Source organism: Streptomyces sp. NPDC041191 (genome assembly GCF_055591945.1).
This window is the reverse complement of the sequence record NZ_JBVIZC010000008.1, coordinates 139,169-158,727: the sequence shown is the minus strand read 5'-3', so window position 1 is coordinate 158,727 and position 19,559 is coordinate 139,169. Positions and strand designations below refer to the sequence as shown.

At 72.9% G+C, this 19,559-nt stretch carries 19 protein-coding genes; 5 read left to right on the top strand and 14 right to left on the bottom strand.

From position 1 onward, the window contains the following. Together ACZ6AQ_RS17600 and ACZ6AQ_RS17595 are read right to left on the bottom strand one after the other, a co-directional pair. A complete protein-coding gene (locus ACZ6AQ_RS17600) occupies positions 1 to 1,449 on the bottom strand; it encodes a tetratricopeptide repeat protein (protein WP_468760582.1) in 1,449 nt (482 codons plus the stop codon). Between the two features lie 255 nt (positions 1,450 to 1,704). Further along, positions 1,705 to 2,535, bottom strand: coding sequence for a class I SAM-dependent methyltransferase (locus ACZ6AQ_RS17595; protein ID WP_468760581.1), 831 nt, complete (start codon positions 2,533 to 2,535; stop codon positions 1,705 to 1,707). Positions 2,536 to 2,597: 62 nt separating this feature from the next. Here ACZ6AQ_RS17595 and ACZ6AQ_RS17590 point away from each other — a divergent pair, with 62 nt between their 5' ends. Both ACZ6AQ_RS17590 and ACZ6AQ_RS17585 read left to right on the top strand, forming a co-directional pair. Further along, entirely contained in the window at positions 2,598 to 4,487 is a 1,890-nt protein-coding gene (locus ACZ6AQ_RS17590) for a S9 family peptidase (protein WP_468760580.1), read from the top strand. 23 nt (positions 4,488 to 4,510) lie between these two features. Then, positions 4,511 to 5,251 carry an SURF1 family protein gene (locus ACZ6AQ_RS17585; RefSeq protein ID WP_388691164.1) on the top strand — a complete coding sequence of 247 codons (741 nt, stop codon included), beginning with the start codon at positions 4,511 to 4,513 and terminating at the stop codon, positions 5,249 to 5,251. Positions 5,252 to 5,465: 214 nt separating this feature from the next. Here the strand turns inward: ACZ6AQ_RS17585 and ACZ6AQ_RS17580 are convergent, their stop codons facing one another. The 6 genes from ACZ6AQ_RS17580 to ACZ6AQ_RS17555 all read right to left on the bottom strand — a co-directional run bounded on the left by ACZ6AQ_RS17580 (position 5,466) and on the right by ACZ6AQ_RS17555 (position 11,337). Then, entirely contained in the window at positions 5,466 to 6,584 is a 1,119-nt protein-coding gene (locus ACZ6AQ_RS17580) for a hypothetical protein (RefSeq protein WP_468760579.1), read from the bottom strand. Positions 6,585 to 6,934: 350 nt separating this feature from the next. After that, positions 6,935 to 7,663 (bottom strand): SigE family RNA polymerase sigma factor, encoded by a 729-nt coding sequence (locus ACZ6AQ_RS17575; protein ID WP_468760578.1) that lies wholly within the window; start codon positions 7,661 to 7,663, stop codon positions 6,935 to 6,937. Positions 7,664 to 8,195: 532 nt separating this feature from the next. Then, a complete protein-coding gene (locus tag ACZ6AQ_RS17570; RefSeq protein ID WP_468760577.1) occupies positions 8,196 to 9,467 on the bottom strand; it encodes an aspartate kinase in 1,272 nt (423 codons plus the stop codon). Positions 9,468 to 9,614: 147 nt separating this feature from the next. Further along, a complete protein-coding gene (locus ACZ6AQ_RS17565) occupies positions 9,615 to 10,277 on the bottom strand; it encodes a DUF5063 domain-containing protein (protein ID WP_388691171.1) in 663 nt (220 codons plus the stop codon). 44 nt (positions 10,278 to 10,321) lie between these two features. Continuing rightward, positions 10,322 to 10,921, bottom strand: coding sequence for a recombination mediator RecR (recR, locus tag ACZ6AQ_RS17560; RefSeq protein WP_468760576.1), 600 nt, complete (start codon positions 10,919 to 10,921; stop codon positions 10,322 to 10,324). 80 nt (positions 10,922 to 11,001) lie between these two features. Beyond that, positions 11,002 to 11,337, bottom strand: coding sequence for a YbaB/EbfC family nucleoid-associated protein (locus ACZ6AQ_RS17555; protein ID WP_388691177.1), 336 nt, complete (start codon positions 11,335 to 11,337; stop codon positions 11,002 to 11,004). A 339-nt stretch (positions 11,338 to 11,676) separates the two neighbouring features. Here ACZ6AQ_RS17555 and ACZ6AQ_RS17550 point away from each other — a divergent pair, with 339 nt between their 5' ends. After that, positions 11,677 to 12,381 carry an SLATT domain-containing protein gene (locus ACZ6AQ_RS17550; RefSeq protein ID WP_468760732.1) on the top strand — a complete coding sequence of 235 codons (705 nt, stop codon included), beginning with the start codon at positions 11,677 to 11,679 and terminating at the stop codon, positions 12,379 to 12,381. A gap of 177 nt (positions 12,382 to 12,558) precedes the next feature. On the opposite strand, the gene ACZ6AQ_RS17545 is transcribed toward ACZ6AQ_RS17550, so the two are convergent. The 4 genes from ACZ6AQ_RS17545 to ACZ6AQ_RS17530 form a co-directional block, all read right to left on the bottom strand. Continuing rightward, a complete protein-coding gene (locus ACZ6AQ_RS17545; protein ID WP_388691180.1) occupies positions 12,559 to 13,209 on the bottom strand; it encodes a hypothetical protein in 651 nt (216 codons plus the stop codon). A 222-nt stretch (positions 13,210 to 13,431) separates the two neighbouring features. After that, on the bottom strand, positions 13,432 to 14,139 hold the full coding sequence (locus ACZ6AQ_RS17540; RefSeq protein ID WP_468760575.1) for a GntR family transcriptional regulator: 708 nt from the start codon (positions 14,137 to 14,139) through the stop codon (positions 13,432 to 13,434). Positions 14,140 to 14,225: 86 nt separating this feature from the next. Further along, positions 14,226 to 15,587: an aminotransferase class III-fold pyridoxal phosphate-dependent enzyme gene (locus ACZ6AQ_RS17535; RefSeq protein ID WP_468760574.1), complete on the bottom strand. Its 1,362-nt coding sequence runs from the start codon at positions 15,585 to 15,587 to the stop codon at positions 14,226 to 14,228. A 132-nt stretch (positions 15,588 to 15,719) separates the two neighbouring features. Then, on the bottom strand, positions 15,720 to 16,166 hold the full coding sequence (locus tag ACZ6AQ_RS17530) for a hypothetical protein (RefSeq protein WP_468760573.1): 447 nt from the start codon (positions 16,164 to 16,166) through the stop codon (positions 15,720 to 15,722). A gap of 156 nt (positions 16,167 to 16,322) precedes the next feature. On the opposite strand from ACZ6AQ_RS17530, the gene ACZ6AQ_RS17525 reads away from it, so the two are divergent. Both ACZ6AQ_RS17525 and ACZ6AQ_RS17520 read left to right on the top strand, forming a co-directional pair. Further along, positions 16,323 to 17,159: a helix-turn-helix domain-containing protein gene (locus ACZ6AQ_RS17525; RefSeq protein ID WP_468760731.1), complete on the top strand. Its 837-nt coding sequence runs from the start codon at positions 16,323 to 16,325 to the stop codon at positions 17,157 to 17,159. Further along, the gene (locus ACZ6AQ_RS17520; RefSeq protein ID WP_468760572.1) at positions 17,156 to 17,395 is read left to right on the top strand and encodes a DUF397 domain-containing protein; all 240 of its coding nucleotides are present in this window, start codon (positions 17,156 to 17,158) and stop codon (positions 17,393 to 17,395) included. The genes ACZ6AQ_RS17525 and ACZ6AQ_RS17520 overlap by 4 nt, the downstream gene beginning before the upstream one ends. Positions 17,396 to 17,398: 3 nt before the next feature. On the opposite strand, the gene ACZ6AQ_RS17515 is transcribed toward ACZ6AQ_RS17520, so the two are convergent. Both ACZ6AQ_RS17515 and ACZ6AQ_RS17510 read right to left on the bottom strand, forming a co-directional pair. Further along, the gene (locus ACZ6AQ_RS17515) at positions 17,399 to 18,295 is read right to left on the bottom strand and encodes a glycoside hydrolase family 19 protein (RefSeq protein WP_468760571.1); all 897 of its coding nucleotides are present in this window, start codon (positions 18,293 to 18,295) and stop codon (positions 17,399 to 17,401) included. A gap of 207 nt (positions 18,296 to 18,502) precedes the next feature. Continuing rightward, entirely contained in the window at positions 18,503 to 19,447 is a 945-nt protein-coding gene (locus tag ACZ6AQ_RS17510) for an FG-GAP repeat domain-containing protein (protein WP_468760570.1), read from the bottom strand. Positions 19,448 to 19,559 lie beyond the last annotated feature (112 nt).

The following is a 19,559-nucleotide window of genomic DNA, read 5'->3' as shown; positions in this document are numbered from 1 at the left end:
CTAAGGGGCTTCCGCGAGAGCGAACAGACCCAGGTGCGCGCCCTCTTCGTACGCCCGGCGCAGTTCCGCCCCGTCGAGCGCCTTCCCGAGCGCCCTCCGGCTGCGGTCCCGTGACGCCGCGCAGGACGCCGCCGGGCGGTACGCGTCCCCGAAGACGGAGGTCCGCAGCACGTCCACGGCGCCCAGGAGGCGGGCGGCGGACACGGGCTCCCCGGTCATGAGCCGCAGTTCGGCGAGGAGTTCGGCCGCGCCGGACGCGCCGGACGCCGAACCGAGCGCCAAGTGGCTCCGGAGCGCCCACCGGGCGTGCCCGACGGCCCGCTCCCCCTCCCCGTCCCGGGCGAGGAGCCCGGCACGCGCCTGGTGCGCCCACGCGTCGGCCCACAGGGCCTCGCCCTCCCCGGCCCGCCGCCCGGACCGTTCGGACGGCAGCCGGTCCAGGGCCTTCCGTGCCGCCTCCGGGTCGGTGCGGCCGAGGGAGAGCGCGAGCGCGGACCAGCACAGCTCCCGGGTCGGCCCGAGGTCCGGGTCCTCGCCCGTCAGGGCCAGCGCCTCGCGGAATCCGTCCGCCGCCGCGCGCGTGCGTCCCCGGAAGAGGTCGGCCGTGCCGCGCAGGTGGGCGAGCAGGCCCAGGCAGCGGCCGTCGCCGTCCCGCTCGGCCGCCGCCCGCGCCCGGACGAGGAGCGGGTCGGCGTCCGCCGGACGGCCCGCCTCCAGTTCCAGGTAGGCGGCGAGCCACAGGGCGCGGGCCGGCGGCGGCCCGGGGTGCAGGGCGAGGGCGTGCCGCAGGCGGGCCCGGCCCTCCTCGACCCGCCCGCAGGCCACCCACAGGAACCACAGGGAGACCACGATCCCGACGGCCGGGCCGGCCCCGGCGTACGGGGACGGCGGTGTGGTCGTCGGGTCCATGGCGACGGCCAGGTCGGGGAGTTCCCGGAGGGCGAGGTCGCGGGCGTCGAGGTGGCGTCCGTCCTGCCAGTGGTCGGCGGCCCGCCGGGCGAGCCGCGCGCACCACCGGCGGTGGCGGAGGACGACGGCCGGGCGGTCGCCGCGTTCGGTGAGCCGGCGTGCGCCCACCGCGCGCAGGGGGTGCGGCATCCAGTAGCGGGCCGTGGCCCGCTCGCCCTCGAAGAGGTCGTCGACGGGCAGGAGCGCGAGGGGGGCGAGCCGGTCGAGGGCCGCCCCCACCCGTGCCGGGGGGAGCGTGCCGGAGGCGCACACCGCGCGGACGGCGTCCCGGTCGAAGGCGCCCTCGAAGACGGAGAGCCGTTCCCACAGGAGCCGCTCGTCCGGCCCGCAGCCCGCGTATCCGCGTTCGGCCGCGGCGAGCTGGTCGGCGGTCACGGGCTCGCCCCACACCAGTTCGCTCCCGGGGGGTGCCCCGGTCCGGGGCACGGTCCCGGCCCCGCCTCCGGTCGGGTGCCCGCTCCCCCGTGGCTGTCCTGTCATCCCCCGTCCTTCCCCCGACCCGCGCGCCGTGGTGCTCCCGGGACCCCTGCGGCCCGGAACCGACCTCCCGGGTTTACCAGGGATCGGCGGAGGGGACGCGGGGATACCGGGGAATTCGTCACGGGAGGGGCGCGTGCGGCGCCGATCCGTGCGCCGTGGGCTCCCCCGCACCGCGACCAACTCCGCATCGCAGACATTCCGCCCCACCGGTTCCGGGCGGGGGCCGAGGGGATCGGTCCGGATGGAACCGGGGCCTCAGACCGGGCGGGACGCCTTGACCGAGTACATCAGCGGGACGCGGGGACGGTCCGCCGGGAAGCGGTAGTAGCCGTCCTCGTGCCGCTGGAGCGTGCCGTAGCGGGGGACGAGCGAGACGTCGTGCTCGTGCAGGAACTCGATGCGCAGGCCCGCCCGCGCGAGCGCCGTGACGACCTCGCCGACCGGGTGCACCCACTCCACGCTGCGGTTGTGGACGGTGGGGGCGGCGAGGTCGGCGTACGTGCCGGGCGTGGTGTCCACCCACGGGTCGCGGACGAAGTAGTCGTGCACGACCCGGCCGCCGGTCTCGTCGTCCAGCGAGTCGGTGAACGGGTGGAACTCGGCCACGTAGAGGAAGCCGCCGGGGGCGACGAGCGAGGCGGCGGTCTCCGCCCAGCGATCGAGGTCGGGAAGCCAGCACAGGGCCCCGACGCCGGTGTAGACGATGTCGTACGAGCTGTCGGGGACGGCCCCGGCCGCGTCGTACACGTCGGCGGCGACGAAGGCGGCCCGGTCCTGGGTGAGGCCCAGGTCGGCGGCGAGCGAACGGGCCGTCTCGACGGCGGGCTCGGAGAAGTCCAGGCCGACGACGTGGGAGGCGCCGTGCCGGGCCCAGGAGAGGGTGTCGAGACCGATGTGGCACTGGAGGTGGAGCAGGGTGCGTCCGGTGACGTCGCCGACCTCCGCGAGCTCGAAGTCCCGCAGGGCGTCCTTGCCGGCGCGGAAGGCGTCGAGGTCGTAGTAGGGGCTGGCGGCGTGTATCGGGACGCGCTCGTCCCACCTCGCACGGTTCGCCTCGTGCCAGTCCTCGGGGGTCGGAGAGTACATGCCGGCGAGGTTATCCACAGGCTGCGGAGACCGCGACCCGATTGTCGGCCGCGCGGAGCATGATGGATGCCATGACTACCGAGAGCAAGGAATTCGACACCCCCGTCTGGGAGCAGCGCTTCCGGGCACCCCGCGTCTCCCTGCCCGAATGGGCCGAGGAGGCCCCGGACCGTTCACTGTTCGTGTCCAACGCGACGGGGACGTACGAGCTGTACGCGTGGGACCGGGCGACCGGGGAGCAGCGGCAGGTCACGGACCGGCCCAACGGGACGACGGACGGGACGCTGTCCCCGGACGGCGAGTGGATCTGGTGGTTCGCCGACACCGACGGGGACGAGTTCGGGGTGTGGATGCGGCAGCCGTTCGCGGGCGGCGCGGACGAGCCGGCCGTGCCGGACCTGGCCCCCTCCTATCCGGCCGGTCTGGCCGTCGGCCGGGAGGGCACGCTCGTGGTGGGCCGCTCCACGGACGAGGACGGCTCGACGGTCCATCTCGTACGCCCCGGGGCCGCCGCCCCGGTCGAGATCTACCGGCACCGGGAGTCGGCCGGGGTCGGGGACCTGTCGTACGACGGCTCGCTGATCGCGATCGAGCACACCGAGCACGGGGACGCGATGCACTCGGCGCTGCGGGTGCTGCGCGCCTCGGACGCGAGCGTGGTGGCGGAGCTGGACGACACCAAGGGCGGTACGGAGGAGCTGGGGCTCACGGTCCTCGGCTTCGCGCCGGCCGCCGGTGACACCCGGCTGCTCGTCGGCCACCAGCGGCGCGGACGGTGGGAGCCGATGCTCTGGGACGTGGCGACGGGCACCGAGACGGACCTGCGGCTCGACCTGCCGGGCGACGTGTCGGCGGAGTGGTACCCGGACGGTTCGGGCCTGCTGATCGTGCACGGCTACGAGGCCCGCAGCGAGCTGTGGCGGTACGAGATCGCCACCGGCGCGCTGGTGCGGGTGGAGACCCCGGCCGGTTCCGTGTCGAGCGCGACGGCCCGGCCGGACGGGAGCGTGGAGTACCTGTGGTCCTCGGCCGCCGAGCCGCCGGTGGTGCGCTCCACGACCGGTGCCGTCGTCCTCGACCCGCCCGGCCCGAAGGCGCCGCCGTCGGTACCGGTGGAGGACGTGTGGGTGGACGGGCCCGGCGGCAGGGTCCACGCGCTCGTGCAGCGCCCGGCGGAGGGCGCGGGGCCGTTCCCCACGGTCTTCGAGGTGCACGGCGGTCCGGCCTGGCACGACAGCGACGCCTTCGCGTCGGGCCCGGCGGCCTGGCTGGACCACGGATACGCGGTGGTGCGGGTGAACTACCGGGGCTCGACGGGGTACGGCCGGGAGTGGACGGACGCGCTCAAGCACCGGGTCGGCCTGATCGAGCTGGAGGACATCGAGGCGGTGCGCGCGTGGGCGGTGGCGAGCGGGCTCGCGGACCCGGAGCGGCTGGTCCTCTCCGGCGGCTCGTGGGGCGGCTACCTCACGCTCCTCGGCCTGGGCACCCGGCCGGACTCCTGGTCGGTCGGCCTCGCGGCGGTCCCGGTCGCGGACTACGTGACGGCGTACGAGGACGAGATGGAGGCCCTGAAGGCCCTGGACCGGACGCTCCTGGGCGGCTCTCCGGAAGAAGTGCCCGAGCGGTACGCGGCCTCGTCGCCGCTGACGTATGTGGACGCGGTGAAGGCGCCGGTGCACATCTCGGCCGGCGTCAACGACCCGCGCTGCCCGATCCGCCAGATCGACAACTACGTCGACCGGCTCGCGGCCCGGGGCGCGGTCCACGAGGTGTACCGGTACGACGCGGGCCACGGCTCCCTGGTGGTGGAGGAGCGGATCAAGCAGGTCGCCCTGGACCTCGCGTTCGCCGCGAAGCACCTGGGGACCCGGCCGGTGGACACGGGGGCCGGGGCGGCGGACACGGAGGTCGGGGTGGTGGACACGGGGACCCGGACGGCGGGGAGCTGAGCCGTCTTGCGTACCGTGGGGGGGTGTACCGGTTCCTGAGAACACCCCGCTGGTGGGGGATCAACGTCTTCGTCCTCCTCGCGATCCCGTTCTGCGTCTTCATGGGGACCTGGCAACTGGGGAAGTTCGAGGACCGCGTCGACTCCCACCGAGAGGCCGGGAACCGGCCCCCCGCGAGCACGCTGAAGGCCGAGCCGCTGGACTCCCTGCTGCCGGTGGACAAGGAGACCTCGGGCCGCCCGGCGGAGGCGCGCGGGCGTTTCGGGGAGCAGTTCCTGGTGCCGGACCGCGAGCTGGACGGCAGGAACGGCTCGTACGTCCTGACGCTGCTGCGGACGGACGGCGGCCGGTCCCTGCCGGTGGTCCGGGGGTGGCTGCCCACGGGCGCGAAGGCGCCCGCTCCGCCGTCCGGCGAGGTCACGGTGGTGGGCGCGCTCCAGGCGTCGGAGAACCCGGGCACGAAGGGCGTGCGCACGGCGGGCGGGCTGCCGGAGGGGCAGCTCGGCATGATCAGCGCGGCGGCCCTGGTGAACGTGGTGTCGGACGACGTCTACGACGCCTGGGTCACCCTCACGGACTCCCCCGCCGGGCTCACCCCGGTCCCGGCGGCGGCCGCCGCGGGCACGGGCCTGGACGCGAAGGCGTTCCAGAACCTCGGCTACACGGCGGAGTGGTTCGTCTTCGCCGGCTTCGTCCTCTTCATGTGGTTCCGCCTCGTGCGCCGCGAGGCGGAGGCGTCCCGCGACGAGGCCCTGGGCCTGTAGGAACCGGGCGGGACGACGGGCGGGCCCGGGCGCCGGGCTTTGTCCGGGCGCCGGGCTTTGTCCGGGCGCCGGGCTTTGTCCGGGCGCCGGATCAGACCGGCGGTCCGCCGGTCCGGCGTGCCCCGCGCTTCCGCGACGGGGCCGCCGGGGTGCGGGGTCCCGGACGCGTTCCGCGACGGGGCGCCGGGTCCGCGGGGTCCCGGCGGCTCCCTTCTCAGGAGGCGCCCAGGAGCCCTGTGCGGTAGAGGGTGCCGTAACAGGCGGAGGGGATGGTCACCGACGCGGAGGGGCCGCCTGGCTCGGCGGTGTGACCGACCACGACGCTGCCGGCCGCCGGGGCGTCGTCCGCGCGGATTAGCTGGGGGGCCGGACCGCCCTCCGCACCCGCACCCGCACCCGCTTCCGGGCCGGGACCGCCGTCGGCGCCACCGGCACCGCCGGATCCGGTGCCCGGGGTGGGGCCGGGGCTGTCCGGCTCGGCCGACGGGGTGGTCGTCGCGGGCGGGGTGGTCGGGGGCTCGCTCGGAACGGTCGGCGTGGGGGTGGGAGTGGTCCCCGTCGCCGGACAGGTCTCGCTCGGCACCCAGACGAACCTCACCTCGTAGGAGCCGTTCGGCTTCAGGAGGAGCGTGGACGACTCCCGCGAGGGGGCGGGCAGTCCGCTCCCGTCGCCGGAAGCGTGCCGGATCACCGAGATGCGGCCCGGATCGGCCGCCCCCCGGGCCTCGAAGCCGATGAGACCGGCGCCGTCCACGCGGCAGGAACGGCCGGAGACGTTGGCGACGCGGAAGCCGCCGTGCACCTTGCCGTCGGCGTCGGCCCCTCCGGCGTACGCGGCGCTGACGCCGAGCTGGCCGGCGGTGCACCGGCCGGCACCGGCGGCCGGGCTCTGCGCGTTCTCCGGGCCGTCGTCCGCGGGGCCCGTTCCGGACCGCCGCGGCCTGCCGGAGGGATCGTCGGCCCCGGCCCCCGTCGGGGAGGCACTGCTCGTGGGAGTCCTGGCGCTCTTGCCGCCCTCGACCCCGGTCTCGATGCCGGTGCCGCCCTGGGTCTCCTCGCCGTGGCCCGCGTTCACGGGGCTGGCGGTGGTGGTGCCCCCGGAGGCGGCGACGTGCACGAAGGCGGGAACGGCCGTTCCGATGAGGACCGCGGCGGCCGCGGCGCCCACGAGGGCCTGCCGCTTGCGGGCACGCCGGGCGGGCACGGCGCGGCGCAGGTGTTCCAGCGAGCCGGGAGAGGGGTCCAGTCCCGCGACGGCGCCCTGGAGCATCCGCCGCAGCGCCAGCTCGTCGTCGCCGTCGCTCTCGCCGGGTCCGGGCTCGATCTTCCTCATGCGCCGTCCACTCAGCTCGTCACGTTCTTCCCGGACCCGGGACCCGGGGCTCCGGGCGGCCCCGGAACTCCCGACGATCCCACGGCTCCCGAGGACCCCGTACTCCGCCGCCGACAGACCGTCCCCGGCCGGCGCACCGTTCCCCGCCGGCGCCCTGCCTCCCGCCGGCGCCCTGTCTCCCGCCGACGCGCCGTCTCCCGCCGACGCGGCTTCCGCCGACGCGGCTTCCTCCGACGCGGCTTCCTCCGGTGGCATGCCCTCTTCCTGTGACACGGCGTCCCCCGGTGACACTCCGTCCTCCGGAACGGCGCCCTCCTCGGGGGGCGTCCCGTTCCCGTCGCGCACTCCGCTCATGACGTCGCTCCCATCACGACGCGCAGCGCCGCGATGCCCCGCGAGCCGTACGCCTTCACCGAACCCAGGGATATCCCCAGCGTCTCGGCGACCTGGACCTCGGTCATGTCCGCGAAGTACCGCAGGACGAGCACCTCGCGCTGCCGCCGCTGGAGGCCGCGCATCGCCTTGATCAGGTCGTCGCGCTCCAGCAGGTCGTACGCCCCCTCCTCCGCGCTGGCCATGTCCGGCATCGGCTTGGACAGGAGCTTGAGGCCGAGGATGCGGCGGCGCAGCGTGGACCGGGAGAGGTTCACGACGGTCTGGCGCAGGTAGGCGAGCGTCTTCTCGGGCTCACGCACCCGCTTGCGGGCCGAGTGGACGCGGATGAACGCCTCCTGGACCACGTCCTCGCAGGAGGCCGTGTCGTCGAGGAGCAGTGCGGCGAGACCGAGCAGCGACCGGTAGTGGGCGCGGTAGGTCTCGGTGAGGTGATCGACGGTGGTGCCGACGGCCGGGGAGCCTTCGGCGCTCGTGCGGGGCGAAGGGATGCCGTCCACCTCCGTGGCCCGGGAAGCGGTGGACACGGAGGCGATCACCGGCACCCCGTCGAGTGCGCGCGGACGCCCGAACAGGCCGGACGCGGAGCCGCGTACGGCGCCGACGGGGACGCTCCGCGCGGGGAGCACCGCCGTGCCCCCGCCGCCTGGCGGGGCAATGGTCGCGATGTCGAGTACCTTTGCCACGCCTGTTGGACCCGGTTCCCCCCGGCAGGGTTGTACGCGCACGCCGTCTTTTCCGACGGCGGGTTGTTCGTCCTCATGCGTAACCGTTCTCCCCCGATGCCCCGATGGGCCGCCCGCTCCGCTTCCCCGATGTGCCCCTCGCACCGTGGCCGTGAGTGCCCGCAAAGACGCGCCTTGTTCAACTTCTGGTTGCGGAAAAGGGGAAGAGCATCGTCAACCACGGCATCACCGCAGTTCAAGGGGTTTCTGACAGTTAATTGCTCACAGCTTGTTCACACGTTCCACAAGACCGTGACGACTGTTCAGCGTTCCGCGGGGGCCCGGAGCGACGGAGGAGGAGAGCCGGGGCACGGGGGCCGGGCGCGGACGGCGGCGGCCCGCCGTGCTCATCGGGGCACGACCGCGCCGGGGAGGAAGAGGGCCGGGGGCAGAAGGCCGGGGGAGAGAAGGCCGGGGCCGGTCCGTCACAGGACCGGCATCACGGAGCCGACGCCCGCCGTCGTCTCCACGACCGCGGACGCCGGCTTCCGGGTCACCGTCCGGTGCCCCCGTAGACGACGGCCTCGTCCGAGTCGCTGTCCAGGCCGAAGGCGGTGTGCACGGCGCGCACGGCCTCGTTGACGTCGTCGGCGCGGGTGACGACCGAGATGCGGATCTCGGAGGTCGAGATCAGCTCGATGTTCACGCCCGCGTCGGAGAGCGCGCGGAAGAAGTCCGCGGTGACGCCCGGGTTGGTCTTCATACCGGCGCCGACCAGGGAGATCTTGCCGATCTGGTCGTCGTAGCGCAGCGAGTCGAAGCCGATCGAGCCCTTCGCCTTCTCCAGGGCGTCGATGGCCTTGTGGCCCTCGGCCTTGGGGAGGGTGAAGGAGATGTCGGTGAGGCCGGTGGCGGCGGCGGACACGTTCTGCACGATCATGTCGATGTTGATCTCGGCGTCCGCGACGGCCCGGAAGATGGCCGCGGCCTCGCCCGGCTTGTCCGGCACGCCGACGACGGTGATCTTCGCCTCGGAGGTGTCGTGGGCGACACCCGAGATGATGGCCTGCTCCACCTTCTGGGCTCCTTGCGGTTCGTTGCTGACCCATGTGCCCCGGAGTCCCGAGAAGGACGAACGGACGTGGATCGGGATGTTGTAGCGACGCGCGTACTCGACGCAGCGGTGCAGCAGCACCTTGGAGCCGGAGGCGGCGAGCTCCAGCATGTCCTCGAAGGAGATCCAGTCGATCTTCTTCGCCTTCTTCACCACGCGCGGGTCGGCGGTGAACACGCCGTCGACGTCGGTGTAGATCTCGCAGACCTCGGCGTCGAGCGCGGCGGCGAGCGCCACGGCCGTGGTGTCGGAGCCGCCGCGGCCCAGGGTGGTGATGTCCTTCTTGTCCTGGGACACGCCCTGGAAGCCGGCGACGATGGCGATGTTGCCCTCGTCGAGGGCGGTGCGGATGCGGCCCGGCGTGACATCAATGATGCGCGCCTTGTTGTGGACCGAGTCGGTGATGACACCGGCCTGGCTGCCGGTGAACGACTGGGCCTCGTGCCCCAGGTTTTTGATCGCCATGGCCAGCAGGGCCATGGAGATCCGCTCTCCGGCGGTCAGCAGCATGTCGAACTCGCGTCCGGCAGGGATCGGGGATACCTGCTCGGCGAGATCGATCAGCTCGTCCGTCGTGTCGCCCATCGCGGAAACCACGACGACCACCTGGTGGCCGTTCTTCTTGGCGTCCACGATCCGCTTGGCGACGCGCTTGATGCCTTCGGCATCGGCAACGGAGGAGCCTCCGTACTTCTGCACGACAAGGCCCACGTGCGCTCCTCGCTCGGTCTGTGCCGCAGCCGGTGCTGCGATCGGCTCAGTCTATCGAGGGACTCGAAAACGCCTACGAGGTATCGCATGCTGAGACAAGCCGCTCAGTACGTGATCACCCGTGCGAAAGGCCCCGTCGGGCGGCCCTCAGCTCCGCAGCGACTTCAGCCCCAGCGGTCCCGCGATCTCCTGGATCATCACCCGGCCCGCCTCCTCCGCGAGGTCGTCCTCGGTCAGGTCCTCGTCCGTGTCGAGGCCGTCCAGGGCCGCCAGCGGCTGGTCGAGGCGGACGTGGGCGACGAGGGACTGGAGGGCGCGGAGGGTGGCGGAGGCGGTGGGACCCCAGTTGGAGAAGTACGAGAACTGCCACCACCACAGGGCCTCGCTGGTCCGGCCCGCCCGGTAGTGGGCCAGGCCGTGGCGCAGGTCGGCGACGATGTCGGCCAGGTTGTCCGAGATCCGGGCCGGGATCGGCGCCTTGCGGGGCTCGTACGGGTCGAAGACCTCCGAGAAGACGTCGACCGGGTCCAGGAGGGCGGCGAATCGCTCGCGCAGGTCGTCCACGTCCGGCTCCGGGCCGATGTCCGTCTCGTACTGCTCCTCCGGGAGGATGTCCTCGTGCGCGCCGAGCCGGCCGCCCGCCAGGAGGAGCTGGGAGACCTCCAGGAGCAGGAAGGGCACCGCGCTGTCCGGTTCGTCGCCCCTGGCGACCTCGGTGGTCGCGACGATGAAGCTCTCGACGGAGTCGGCGATCTGGACCGCGAAGTCGTCCGGGTCCTGCGCGACGGAGTGCAGTGTGGGGTCAGACATCGAGCCGCCTTCCTCGGAGCACCCACGCGTGGGCTGGTTCGTCGTCATACATCCAGCAGCCTGCGCCCCTCGAAGGCGCGGCCGAGCGTCACCTCGTCCGCGTACTCCAGGTCGCCGCCGACCGGAAGCCCGCTCGCGAGCCGGGTCACCCTCAGGCCCATGGGCTTGAGCATCCGCGCCAGGTACGTCGCGGTGGCCTCGCCCTCCAGGTTCGGGTCGGTCGCGAGGATCAGCTCGGTGACCGTGCCGTCCGCGAGCCGCGCCAGCAGCTCGCGGACGCGCAGGTCGTCCGGGCCGACGCCCTCAATGGGGCTGATCGCCCCGCCGAGGACGTGGTAGCGGCCGCGGAACTCGCGCGTCCGCTCGATCGCCACGACGTCCTTCGGCTCCTCGACCACGCAGATGACGGTCAGGTCGCGGCGGGCGTCCCGGCAGATGTTGCACTGCTCCTGCTGCGCCACGTTGCCGCAGACGGCGCAGAACCTGACCTTCTCCTTGACCTCCAGGAGGGCGTGCGCGAGCCGGCGGACGTCCGTCGGCTCGGCCTGGAGGACGTGGAAGGCGATCCGCTGCGCGCTCTTGGGACCGACGCCGGGCAGCCTGCCCAGTTCGTCGATGAGGTCCTGAACCACGCCTTCGTACAACGGAACGCCCTTCTCGGCGGTGCTTGATTCTTACGGTAGTGGCAGGGGCGGGCCTTGGTAAGCCCGCCGGGTGCCGGGGCTCAGAAGCCCAGGCCCGGCATGCCGCCCATGCCCTGCGCCAGCGGGCCGAGCTTGGCCTGCTGGATCTGCTGCGCGTTGTCGTTGGCGGCCTGCACGGCGGCGACGATCAGGTCGGCCAGCGTCTCGGTGTCCTCCGGGTCGACCGCCTTGGGGTCGATCACCAGGCCGCGCAGGTCGCCGGAGCCGGTGACGGTCGCCCTGACCAGACCGCCGCCCGCCTGGCCCTCGACCTCGGTGGCGGCCAGCTCCTCCTGGGCTCGGGCGAGATCCTGCTGCATCTTCTGGGCCTGCTGGAGAAGCTGCTGCATGTTGGGCTGGCCACCACCGGGAATCACGGTCACTCCTGAGGGTCGGTGCGTCGTCGCGTCCGCACGGTCACGTCCGCGTCGTCCGCGTAGGTCGGTACGCCGAGCCTACGTGTTCCCCGGCCGCCCCGCCTCCACCACTCTTTCGGGTGAGAGGGCTGGGGCTCCCCTACCTGATCAACGCCTCCTTGCGGGCGGAAATCCTGGGATTCCGCGCCCGTCGCCCACCATTCGGCGGTAGGAAGGGCGGGCACCACGTGCACCGCACGGCACAGCAGGACACGAGTGACATGAGCGACACGAGCGCCGGGACGAAACCAGAGGCGCTGAGCTGAACAGAGGAGTCCCCCGGTGAGCCAGCAGCCGGAGATGCAGCCGCCGGGGCGTCCCGGGGAAGACGTCCAGCGCGACCTGACCGGCAGGCCCTTCCCCCTGGGCGACTGGGGCGAGCCGGCCGAACGGCTCGACGAGCTGTACCGCTGGATGGAGGCGCACGCCCTCCGCACCGCCGAGTGGTACCTGACCGACCGCGTCCGGAAGCGCCGCGCCGCCCGTGTCCTGCGGATCGGCACGGCCGCCGGCGTGATCGCGGGCGCCGCCCTGCCCCTGCTCGACCTGACCGGGGCGGTGGCGGGCACCGCCGGCTGGGGGTACCTCTCGCTGCTGCTGGGCGCGGCCTGCATCGCCTGCGACCGGTACTTCGGGCTGACGTCCGGCTGGATGCGGGACGTGGCGACGGCGCAGGCGGTGCAGCGGCGGCTCCAGGCCCTCCAGTTCGACTGGGCCTCGGAGAGCGTCCGGGAGGTCCTGGGCCCCACGGAGGGCACCGCGAGCGAGGCGGCCGAGCGCTGCCTCGGCGTGCTGCGGCGCTTCTCGGAGGACGTGACGGAGCTGGTGCGGGCGGAGACCGCCGACTGGATGGTCGAGTTCCGTTCGGGTCCGGCCCCGCTCGCCCTCCAGTCGGTGGGCGTGACGCCGCCCCGCACGGAGCCCGTCCACCCGGCGGGGCGCTTCCCGATGCCGCCGGTGACCCGGCCGAACATGCCGCGCCAGCGGCCCCCGGAGGCCCGGTAGGGGCCGCCCGGGACCCGCTCCCGGTCCGCCGGACCCCGCCCGGGACCCGCTCCCGGTCCGCCGGGCCCCGCCCGGGGCCCCGAAGGGTCCGGAAAGACCCGGAAGGCCGGAGACGGAGGCCGGGGACCGGGGGCCCGAACCGGAAGCCGGAACCGGGGGCCGGGGACGCGGCCGGGATCAGCTCAGGATGATCATCGATCCCTGGGCCAGGCTCCGGGTCGCCGCCGCGTGCAGCCCCAGCCACACGTGCCGCTCCCGGGCGAAGGGGCCGTCGTCGTACGGGACGGTCCCGGCCGGCTCCTCCAGGGTGGTCGGCCGCTCCGGGGGCAGTGGGGCCGGGGGCGGGTTCATCGGGTCGATGCCGATCGAGGGCGCCACGAACTGCAGCTCCCGCAGCAGCCCGTACGAGGAGCCGAGCGGCCCGCCGCCCTCCAGGAGCTCGTCGCTGGCGAGCGGCACCGGGAAGTCCACCGGCACGTACGCGCCCGCGTAGTCGTAGTGCCACACCAGGTGCGACTGCTGGGCGGTCGTCTCGAACATCTCCAGGAGCTGTTCGTAGTCCCCGCCCAGCTCCCCGACCGGTTCGACGGGCAGTCCGCACACCTGGAGCAGGTAGGCGCGGCGCAGGAAGTGCAGGGCCTCGTAGTCGAAGCCGGCGACCGGGGCCACGTCGCCGGAGAGCCCCGGCATGTACGCGTAGACCGGCACGGTCGGCAGGCCGGAGGCGCTGAGGACGGCGTCGTAGGCGGCTATCTCTTCGGCGAAGGGGTTGTCGGGGCTGTGGCACAGCACGTCGACGAGGGGGACCAGCCACAGGTCACAGGCCAAGGGAGACTCGCTCTCCGTCAGTCGCGGGGACGGCGGTTGCAGGGACGGTGGTCGGGGGACGGCCGTCGCGGGGACGATCGCCACGGGGACGGCCGTCGCGGGGACGGCCGGAGTGGTGGGGCGCGGAGGGCGGGGCCCGCCCTCCGGGCACCTGCCCGGGGATCTGCCCCCGGAGGCGGGGCCTCAACCCGCGCGGGTCCCGGCCCGCCGTGCGGGGAGCCGTCATCCGGACCGCCGCTCCAGCCGGTCCGCCCACTCCAGCGCGTGCGCGTCGTACGTCCGTACGACCTCCGCGGCGCCCTCCGCGTCGCCGCGCGTCACCGCGTCGACCAGGTCCACGTGGCCGCTCCACAGCCACCCCAGGAGGTCCCGCTCGGAGCGCAGGTGCGGCACGGAGAAGGCCCACGCCTGGACGCGGAGCCGGTGCAGGAAGTCCACGAGGTGGTCGTTGGCGGCGATCAGGTGTCCCAGCTCGCGCCAGTAGCGGATGTCGTACCCGACGAGGACGTCCAGGTCGCCGGCGCGGGCCGCGCGCGCGGCCGCCTCGCCCCGGCGCCGCACGGAGACGAGCGCGACCCCGATGCCGGGGGCGGGTTCCGGGCCCGTGCGGGGCGGCGGCACACCGGCGCGGCGGCGGCGGATGACGCCCTCGACCACGAGCATCCGGGCCTCGACCATCCGCCGGTAGTCGTCCACCGAGTACGCGTGGACGCGGAAGCCGCGGTGCTGGTCGGAGTCGAGGAGTCCCTGCGCGCAGAGGTCCACGAGGGCCTCCCGCACGGGCGTGGCCGAGACCCCGTACTGCTCCGCGATCTGCTTGACCGTGAACTCCCGCCCGGCCTGGAGACGGCCCGCGAGCACTTCGTCACGCAGCGCGTCCGCGATCTGCTGTCGCAGGGTGCTGCGGGTGACGGCTCCGCTCGCGGGCATGGTGGTCGGTCCCCTCCGTCCGGCTGCGGACACCCTAGTCCAGACGGAGGAGACCTCTCCGGTACGCGGCGGGGCGGTGCCCCCGGTCAGACGGTGTGCTCGTCGGCCACCGAGAGGGCCGCGTCCAGGGCCGCCAGTCCCTCCCGGGCCTCCGCCTCGGAGACGTTGCAGGCGGGGACGGCGTGGGTGCGGTTCATGTTCACGAAGGGCCACAGGCCGTGCTTCTTCGCGGCGGCGGCGAAGGCGGCCATGGGCGCGTTGGCCTCGTCGGCGGCGTTGTACGGGACGAGCGGCTCGCGCGTCTCCTTGTTCCTCACCAGGTCGAGCGCCCAGAAGACGCCGGTGCCGCGCACCTCGCCGACGGAGGGGTGGCGTTCGGCCAGTTCGCGCAGGCCGGGGCCGAGGACGGTCTCGCCGATGTGCGCGGCGTGCTCCACGACCTTCTCCTCCTCCATCACCCGGAGGGTGGCGACGGCGGCGGCGCAGGCCAGCGGGTGGCCGGAGTAGGTGAGGCCGCCGGGGTAGGGGCGCCTGTCGAAGGTGGCGGCGATCTCGGCGCTGATGGCGACGCCGCCGAGCGGCACGTAGCCGGAGTTCACGCCCTTGGCGAAGGTCATCAGGTCGGGCACGACGCCGAAGTGGTCGGCGGCGAACCACGCGCCGGTGCGGCCGAAGCCGGCCATGACCTCGTCGAGGACGAAGACGATGCCGTACTTGTCGCAGATCTCGCGCACGCCGGGGAGGTAGCCGGGCGGCGGGGTCATGATCCCGGCGGTGCCGGGGATCGTCTCCAGGACGATCGCGGCGATCGTCGCCGGACCCTCGAAGGCGATCGTGTCCTCCAGGTGCTGGAGGGCCCGCGCGCACTCCTCCGCCTCGGTGGTGGCGTGGAAGGGCGAACGGTAGAGGAAGGGCGCCCAGAAGTGCACGACGCCGGCGGAGGCGGTGTCGGAGGGCCAGCGGCGCGGGTCGCCGGTCAGGTTGATGGCGGTGGAGGTGGCGCCGTGGTACGAGCGGTAGGCGGAGAGCACCTTGGTGCGGCCGGTGTGCAGCCGGGCCATGCGGACGGCGTTCTCGACGGCCTCGGCGCCGCCGTTGGTGAAGAAGATCTTGTCCAGGTCGCCGGGGGTGCGCTCGGCGATGAGGCGTGCGGCCTCGGAGCGGACGTCCACGGCGAAGGCGGGCGCGAAGGTGGCGAGCTTCCCGGCCTGCTCCTGGATCGCGGCGACGACCCGGGGGTGCTGGTAGCCGATGTTGGTGAAGACGAGGCCGCTGGTGAAGTCGAGGTAGCGGTTGCCGTCGTAGTCCCAGAAGTACGAGCCCTCGGCGCCGGCGACGGCGAGCGGGTCGATCAGTCCCTGGGCGGACCAGGAGTGGAACACGTGCGCGCGGTCGGCGGCCTTGACGGCGGCACCGGCCTGCGGGTCGGGTGCGGCGTGAGGGGTCATGCGCCCGAGGGTACGGACGCGCGGGCGGGGGGTGCCATGGCCATCCTGTCCACCGGGGGCGGGAGGAACGCGACACGTTGCCCCGGGTTCGGGGGGCGACGACGTCCACGGGGCGGCACCCCGCGCGGACCCTCACGGCCCCGGGGGAAGCTGGGCCGGGAGCAGCGGGCGCCGCGCCAGCAGTTCCGTGACGGCGCTCCGCAGGAGCAGCGGGTGCACGAACCGGTCGGGCCCGGTCGGGAGGCACCGCCACGCGAGCGGCCAGGTCCGGCCGGTCAGGGCGGGCACCGGTACGTAGCTCACGTGGGCCGGCCCGGAGTTGAACCGGGTCACGCCGCGCGGCCACGACTTGTGCGAGGTGGACCCCGGCGGCACCAGGAAGTACACCCCGCGCCGCCCGTTCGCCTCGATGACCACCGGCCCCGGATCGCCGCCCGTGAGCGCCTCCATCCGGTCGGCGAGCCTCCGCCCGTCGTCCCCGTCGACCCGAACGGCGTCGAATTGCACGCCCGCCTTGCGGAGCTGAAATCCGGAAACCGGAATCCAGCCCACGTTTACTTCCCGGTTCTCTTCGTTCACGGGGACATGCTCCCGCGTCGGCGCTAGCGTTTTCCAGGACTGCTGAGGGTGCGTCGGCAATCGCTTGACCTGCGCCAACTGCCCCTGTGAGCAGTTGAATTCAGCGGGGATCAGTTGAGACCGGTTGAGTCCGGTTGAGCTCGAATGGGGAGCAGGATGGCGCGGGCGGAGAACAAGGAAACGGCGGGTCCGGCGGCACGGACGGTCGCGGCGGTGGCGAAGAAAATGCGGGTGCGGAAGGGGCTCACGCAACCGCAACTGGGGTCGATGATGGGGTACACCGGAGCGGCGATCAGCGCCATGGAGACCCTGGCCCAGCCGGTGAGCGACGGCATGCTGGTGCGGCTGGAGGCGGTGCTCGGGGAGGGGACGGGCATCTTCGAGGAACTGCGCCCGCTCGTACGGCTGGAGAAGCTGCCGGAGCTGTTCAGGGACTACGCGCAGATCGAGCAGACGGCACGGAGCCTGTGCCTGTACTCGACCCCGAACATCCAGGGGCTGTTCCAGACGGAGGCGTACGCGCGGGCGCAGATCGCGGGTGGGTACCCGGCACCCACGGAGGAACGGGTCGAGGAGCTCGTCAAGGCCCGGATGGACCGCAAGGTGATCTTCGGCAAGGAGCCGCTGCGGCTGATCGAACTGATCCTGGACGAGGCGGCGCTGCTGCGGAAGTACGGCAGCGAGGAGGTCATGCGGGAGCAGTACCGCCACCTGGCGGAGTGCGCGCGGCGTAAGAACGTCACGCTCCAGATCCTGCCTCTCGATGTTGGTCTGGGCGGCGAGAACGCAGGTGACTCGGGTGAATTGAATCTGGTCGAGACCGACGAGCACACCCGTCTCGTCTATCTGGAGATCCAGGACGAGAGCGTGCTGATCACCGACCCTGTGAAGGTGAGCACGTACGCCCAGCGCTATGCGAAGATCCGGGCACAGGCCCTGGACCCTCGTGCCTCACTGGGCCTCATCGAGCGGTTGGCGGGAGAGGGAACATGAGCAAGACCCTGCACTGGTACAAGTCCAGCTACAGCAACTCCAACGGCGGCAACTGCGTCGAGATCGCCTTCGACTGGCGCACGTCCTCGTACAGCAACTCCAACGGCGGTGACTGCGTCGAGGTCGCCACCTGCACGCACGCCGTGCACCTCCGTGACTCCAAGCAGCACGACGGCGGGCCCACGTTCGCCGTGGAGCCCGCCGCCTGGTCCGCGTTCGTCGCGTGGCAGATCTGACCGTCAGCAGTACAGGTTCGCGCCGGTCGGGACGCCCAGGATCTGGGTGAACTGCTGGTACTTGGTGACCCGGCTCTGCACCTGGGCCGGGTTGCCGCCGTTGCACTCCAGGGTGCCGTTGATCGAGCGGATCGTCTCGCCGAAGCCCGCGCCGTTGACCATGGCGTTGTGGGGGGTCATGGTGCCGGGGCCGTTCTGGGTGTTCCAGTACCAGAGGCCGGTGGCCATGGCGACGGCCGGGTCCTGCTCGACGCGCCAGGGGTTGTTCAGGAGGTCGATGCCGAGGGCGTCACCGGCGGCCTTGTAGTTGAAGTTCCAGGAGAGCTGGATGGGGCCGCGGCCGTAGTAGGCGGCCTGGCCGGCGGGGCAGCCGTAGGGCTTGCCCGCGTCGCAGTAGTGGGGGTAGTTGGCCGTGTTCTGCTCGACGATGTAGTAGAGCCCGGCGGTCTCGTGGGAGACGTTGGCGAGGAAGGCCGCGGCCTCCTGCTTCTTCACCGTGTCGCTGCCGGTGGTGGCGAAGGCGGGGTACGACTTGAGGGCGTTGACCAGGCCGGCGTACGTGTAGAACGGGTTCCGGTTCGGGAACATCTGGTTGAACTGGGCCTCGGAGACGACGAATCCGGTGTTCTGGCCGCCGTCGTCACCTCCGCCGCCCGTGCCGCAGACGCCCTCGTCGCGCCAGACGCCGGAGGCACCGCCGGGCGTCTCGTTCTGGGTCCACCACTTCGCGTACCAGTTGTGCCCGTTGTACGAGGCGGTCTTGCCGCCGGTGTAGACCGTGGCGGGGCTCCAGGCGGCCGCGCAGGCGGGGGCCGCTCCGGCGGAGGCGGCGGGGAGGAGTACGGCCAGGCCGAGGGCCGTACAGAGTGCGGCGAACAGCGTGAGCAACGTGCGGGGCATCGCTCGTCCTTCCGGGTGGGGCCGGGTACGGGAAGGGCCAGCGAAGCGCGATTGGTCTGGACCTGTCAAGGTCCAGACCAAGAATTGTGACAGGGGACCGGAGGACCGGAGGACCGGAGGACCGGAGGACCGGAGGACCGGAGGACCGGAGGACCGGAGGGACGCCGGCCCGGGGCGGACGGAGACCGTCCGCCCCGGGCGCGCCGCTTACAGCAGGTTGAAGTTCTGGAAGCCGTATCCGATCTTGACCGGCGCCTTGAACGGGGCCTTGGCGCTGCCCGTGCCCGAGTAGCGGAGCAGGTCGCCGTTCTTCTTGCGCGCGATCAGGTCCGTCCTGCCGTCGCTGTCCACGTCACCGACGGAGAGCAGACGGTCGTACACGTTCCACCCGCCGCCGACCTTCGTGCGGCCCGCGAAGGGGGCCTTGTAGTCGCCCGTGCCCTTGTAGAGCCACAGGACGCCGCCCTTGTCCAGGGCGACGATGTCGGCCTTGCCGTCACCGGACAGGTCGCCCTGGCCGGCGATCTGGACGTACTGGCCCCAGCCGCCGCCGACGCGCACGCGCGGGGCGAGACGGCCGTCCGGGTACGCGAGGTACTCCCACAGGACGCCGGACCTGTCGAGACCGAGGAGGTCGGCCTCCTTGGCCCCGCCGAGGTTCCCCGGCGAGAGGACCGTGCCGTAGATGTTCCAGCCGGTGCCGACGGTCTTGACCTGGACGTCGTCCCCGACGACCGAGATGTGGTCGATCGAGCCGTCCTTGTAGAGGTGCCAGGAGCTCTCGGCGAAGCCGTCCTTGTCGTTGTCGGCGTCGATCGAGCCGGCGACGAAGGAGAAGTCTCCGGCGAGCTTCTCACCGGGCTCGAAGCCTCCCCGGAGGTTCGGGATGTAGAGGTGCAGCTCGGCGGTCTTCTTGTGGACCGCGACCATCGGGAAGGTGGGCGTCTGCACCTGGCCGTCCTGGGCGCCGAACGTGCCCGCCGCCGGCGCTCCGGCAGCTCGGTGGGCGGCCCTGGCCTTGGCCCGCGCCAGGTCCGTCCCGTCCGGAGCGCCGGCGGCGAAGGCCGTTCCGGCGGCGGTCGCCGCCGCGACGGTGACGGCGGTGGCCACGAGCGCTCCCCGGAGCACGTGACGGCGTCGGTTGATCTTCATGAGGTGTCCCCCCTGCATGTTCCCTCGGCGGTGCGTGGCGCGACCCGCCGGTGTTCACCACTCTCTCACGCCTCCCTGACACCACACACAGGAGTTCTTTCGTCCCATTCCC

Coding starts and splice junctions, on each gene's coding strand:
- ACZ6AQ_RS17600 (WP_468760582.1), bottom strand. CDS start 1,449: ATGACAGGACAGCCACGGGGGAGCGGGCACCCGACCGGAGGCGGGGCC.
- ACZ6AQ_RS17595 (WP_468760581.1), bottom strand. CDS start 2,535: ATGTACTCTCCGACCCCCGAGGACTGGCACGAGGCGAACCGTGCGAGG.
- ACZ6AQ_RS17590 (WP_468760580.1), top strand. CDS start 2,598: ATGGATGCCATGACTACCGAGAGCAAGGAATTCGACACCCCCGTCTGG.
- ACZ6AQ_RS17580 (WP_468760579.1), bottom strand. CDS start 6,584: ATGAGGAAGATCGAGCCCGGACCCGGCGAGAGCGACGGCGACGACGAG.
- ACZ6AQ_RS17565 (WP_388691171.1), bottom strand. CDS start 10,277: ATGTCTGACCCCACACTGCACTCCGTCGCGCAGGACCCGGACGACTTC.
- ACZ6AQ_RS17550 (WP_468760732.1), top strand. CDS start 11,677: ATGCAGCCGCCGGGGCGTCCCGGGGAAGACGTCCAGCGCGACCTGACC.
- ACZ6AQ_RS17540 (WP_468760575.1), bottom strand. CDS start 14,139: ATGCCCGCGAGCGGAGCCGTCACCCGCAGCACCCTGCGACAGCAGATC.
- ACZ6AQ_RS17535 (WP_468760574.1), bottom strand. CDS start 15,587: ATGACCCCTCACGCCGCACCCGACCCGCAGGCCGGTGCCGCCGTCAAG.
- ACZ6AQ_RS17525 (WP_468760731.1), top strand. CDS start 16,323: ATGGCGCGGGCGGAGAACAAGGAAACGGCGGGTCCGGCGGCACGGACG.
- ACZ6AQ_RS17520 (WP_468760572.1), top strand. CDS start 17,156: ATGAGCAAGACCCTGCACTGGTACAAGTCCAGCTACAGCAACTCCAAC.
- ACZ6AQ_RS17515 (WP_468760571.1), bottom strand. CDS start 18,295: ATGCCCCGCACGTTGCTCACGCTGTTCGCCGCACTCTGTACGGCCCTC.
- ACZ6AQ_RS17510 (WP_468760570.1), bottom strand. CDS start 19,447: ATGAAGATCAACCGACGCCGTCACGTGCTCCGGGGAGCGCTCGTGGCC.